Below are 3723 nucleotides of genomic sequence, written 5' to 3'. Positions count from 1 at the left end.
CCCGGCCGACCGGCCCGACCAGGAGGACACCGATGCCGCTGCGCCGCCCCACCCCCACGCCCCGCGCCGCGCGCGGACGCACCCTGCTGGTGGCGGGTGCGGCGCTGGTGGCCAGCGGCGCCGTGGCCGGGTGCGGTGGGGTCTCCATCGGCATCGGGGGAGCGAGCAGCGACCCGACGAGCAGCGCCACCTCCACCGAGGCGCCCACGGAGGCCTCCCCGTCCTCCTCCGAGGGGGCGACCGACCCGACGGGGGACGCCGCGCCGACCGGCGACGGCGCGCCGAGGACGACGCCTGGGGAGACCCCCGGCGAGCCCGCGAGCACCGAGCCCACGAGCAGCGAGGGCGAGCCGACCCCGTCGGAGAGCGACGGCGCCACCGAGAGCGACGACGCCACCGAGAGCGACGACGCCACGGGCACCGACCCCTCCGAGACGCCGTCCCCCGAGGACAGCGCGTCCGAGCCGGCCGAGGCCGGGGCCGCCGACTCCCTGGGCAAGGTGGTGAGCGAGCCCTCCATCCCGCACCGGGGCGAGGCGTTCCGGTGGGAGTCCGGCCTCGTCGCGCACGTGACCGAGGGGGAGCCCTTCATCCCCTCCCCGGCGGCGGCCGGCACCGACGGCTTCAGCCAGTTCGAGCGCTACGAGGTGACGCTCACCAACCGTAGCCCGGAGTCCTTCCGGCTCAGCGACTTCCGTATCAGTGCCCAGAGCGCCGGGGAGCCGGCCTCCCGGGTCTTCGACTCCGGCAACGGCATCAACTCCCAGCCCGCCCAGGACCTGGAGCCCGGGGAGACCGCCCGCTTCCCGGTGGTGTTCGGCGTGAAGGACCCGCAGGACACCGTGCTCGACGTGGTGCAGGCCTTCGAGCTGAGCGACCGCGTGGTCTTCCTGCCGCCTCAGCGGTAGAGCGCGTCGAGCTCGCGGGCGTACTTCTCGGCCACCACCGTGCGGCGCACCTTGAGCGTGGGGGTCAGCTCCCCGCCCTCCATCGTGAACGGCTCGGGGGCCACCACGACCTTGGTGATGTGCTCGTAGCGGGCGAGGTCGGCGGTGAGCGCGGACACCCGCTCGGCCACCAGGCGCTGGAGCTCCTCGCCGGAGACCTCGCCGAGCTGCTCGGACACCGCCGCGGCGTCCAGCGACACCACGGCCGTCAGGTAGGGGCGGCCGTCGCCCACGACCATCGAGTACTCGATGACCTCGTCGCTCTCCAGCACGCCCTCGATGGCGGCCGGGGCGACGTTGCGCCCGCCGTCGGTGACGATGATCTCCTTGGACCGGCCGGTCAGGGAGAGGAAGCCGTCCTCGTCCAGACGGCCCAGGTCCCCGGTGCGGAACCACCCGTCCTCGGTGAACGCCCCCGGCGCGGGGTCGCTGCCGTCGAGATTGGGCAGGTAGCCGGAGAACACGCCGTCGCCGCGCACCTGGATCTCGCCGACGCCCGGGGTGTCCGGCCCGTCGGGCTGGGGCACGATGCGCACCTCCATGCCGCGGATCGGCTGGCCGACGGTGCCGAACCGCCAGGTGCGCACACCGGGGCAGGAGACCACCGGGGAGGTCTCCGAGAGGCCGTACCCCTGCGAGACCAGCAGGTCGGCGGCCAGCAGGAACTCCTCCACCTCGCGGCGCAGCGCGGCACCGCCGGCGGCCATGCACGTCTTGGGCCCGCCCAGCACGTCGCGGATGCGGTGCAGCACGAGCCGGTCGGCCACGCGGTAGGCGGCCTCGGTGGCCACCGGGACGCGCTCGCCGCTGCGGCGGGCCAGGTTGCGGCGCAGTCCCACCCGCATCGCCCAGTCGAAGAGGCGCCGTGTGACGCCGTTCCTGTCGGCGTTGGCGTGGGCACCGGCGTAGACGCGCTCGTAGAGGCGGGGCACGCTCACCATCACCTGCGGCCGGGCGGCGGCCAGCAGCGGCTGCACCTCCCGCGGGTTGCGGCAGTAGGCGATGGTGAGGCCCTGCTGCACGCCGAACGCGGTCCACGCGCGCTCCAGGGCGTGGGAGAGCGGCAGGAAGCTCAGGGAGCGCTGACCCGGCGCGTAGTCGAAGCGCTCGGCGATGGTGGCGAACTGGGTGGTGAGGTTGCGGTGCGTGAGCGGCACGGCCTTGGGCACCCCGGTGGTGCCCGAGGTGTAGAGGATCGTGGCCAGGTCGTCCAGGTCCGCCTGCTCGATGCGGCGCACCACCTCGGCGCGCGTGGCCGCGTCGGCGGCGCGTCCGGTGGCCACCGCCTCCTCGAGGTCCACCACCGGGGCCCCCGTGGTGGACGCGGCGGCCTCCCGCGCGGCGGGGGAGCACTCCAGGGCCAGCACCTGCTGCAGGTGCGCGGTGTCCACCATGTCGGCCACGAGGGCGAGCTCCTCGTCGCCCAGCACGGCCACCACGGTGGCGCGGCTGTGCTCCAGCACGTAGCGCTTCTGGGCCGAGCCGGAGGTCAGGTGCACCGGCACCACGGTGGCGCCGGCCGACATCGCGCCGTAGTCGACCACCGACCAGGCCGGGCAGTTGGGGGAGACCAGGGCCACGCGGTCCCCGGTGCCCAGGCCGTGGGACACCAGGTGGGCGGCCAGGGCGGTGGCGCGCTCGGCGAACTCGGCGTAGGTCCACTCCTGCCAGGTGCCGTCGACGAGCTCGCGCTGGGCCACCACCCCCGGGTGGGCCGCGGCGGTGTCGCGGAGGTGCTGGCTGAGCGGTGCGAGCGTCGACATGCGGGTCAGGGTACGCACCCGGGGCGCCCGCCCGGCCGGGGAGGACCGCGTGGAACCATGGCGCCATGACACCGGACCGGGCGGCCGTGCGCCGCATGCAGGCCGTGGCCACCGGGCTGCTGCTGCTGGCGGCGGTGGTCTTCCTGCTCACCCCCGACGACGGCGCCTGGGGTTACGTCCACGCCGCCGCGGAGGCCTCGATGGTGGGCGCGGTGGCCGACTGGTTCGCCGTCACCGCCCTCTTCCGCCACCCCCTTGGCGTGCCGGTGCCGCACACCGCGATCATCCCGCGGCGCAAGGACGACATCGGCCGGGCGCTCGAGGACTTCGTGGCCACCAACTTCCTCACCGGTCCCACCGCCCGCGACCGGTGGGTGCGCGCCGGGGTGAGCGCCCGCGCGGCCCGCTGGGTGGGGCGCGAGGAGAACGCCCGCTCCGTGGTGACGGAGCTGCTGCCCGCCGCCCGACGCGCCCTGGCCGCCGCCGACCGCCGGACCGTGGCCGAGGTGGCCGGCGAGCACCTGCTGCCGCGCCTGGCCCGCGAGCCCCTGGCCCCGCTGGCCGGGCGCTGGCTCGAGGAGGTGCTGCGCACCGGGGCGCACCGCCGGCTGGTGGACCTCGTGGTGGACGAGGCCGTGGACTGGCTGACCGCGCACCCCGAGCGTGTGCAGTTCATCGTGCGCACCCGGGCGCCGTGGTGGTCGCCCCAGTGGGTGGACGACGCGGTGGTGGAACGCATCCACGCCGAGCTGCTGGGCTGGGCGCGTGACGTGCAGCGCCAGCCCGACCACCGCGTCCGCGCCAGCGTCGACGACCTGCTGGGGGACCTGGCCCGGGACCTGCAGCACGACCCCGGCACCGCCGAGGCGATGGCGCGCCTGCAGGAACGGGTGCTCACCGACCCCTCGGCGGCCACCACCGTGGCCGAGCTGTGGGAGGGCCTGGCGGTGGTCCTGGACGAGGCGCTCGCCGACCCCGACGGGGTGCTGCCGCGCCGTGCCGCCACGGCGCTC

Annotated in this window: 3 protein-coding genes; 2 read left to right on the top strand and 1 reads right to left on the bottom strand. The window is 75.7% G+C overall.

The genetic code is table 11. From position 1 onward, the window contains the following. Positions 1 to 908, top strand: a 908-nt coding sequence (locus HMPREF3099_RS10370; RefSeq protein ID WP_371327536.1) for a hypothetical protein, incomplete at its 5' end; no start/stop codon positions are given. Here the strand turns inward: HMPREF3099_RS10370 and HMPREF3099_RS10365 are convergent. Continuing rightward, on the bottom strand, positions 899 to 2710 hold the full coding sequence (locus HMPREF3099_RS10365) for an AMP-dependent synthetase/ligase (protein ID WP_070705890.1): 1812 nt from the start codon (positions 2708 to 2710) through the stop codon (positions 899 to 901). The two genes, HMPREF3099_RS10370 and HMPREF3099_RS10365, sit on opposite strands and share 10 nt — an antisense overlap. Positions 2711 to 2775: 65 nt before the next feature. Between HMPREF3099_RS10365 and HMPREF3099_RS10360 the strand changes: the two genes are divergently transcribed. Continuing rightward, on the top strand, positions 2776 to 3723 hold a 948-nt coding region (locus HMPREF3099_RS10360; RefSeq protein ID WP_237769834.1), incomplete at its 3' end, for a DUF445 domain-containing protein.

Source organism: Kytococcus sp. HMSC28H12 (genome assembly GCF_001816045.1).
Classification (GTDB): domain Bacteria; phylum Actinomycetota; class Actinomycetes; order Actinomycetales; family Dermatophilaceae; genus Kytococcus; species Kytococcus schroeteri.
The sequence above is the reverse complement of the archived record's forward strand: the minus strand, read 5'-3'. Positions and strand labels throughout refer to the sequence as shown.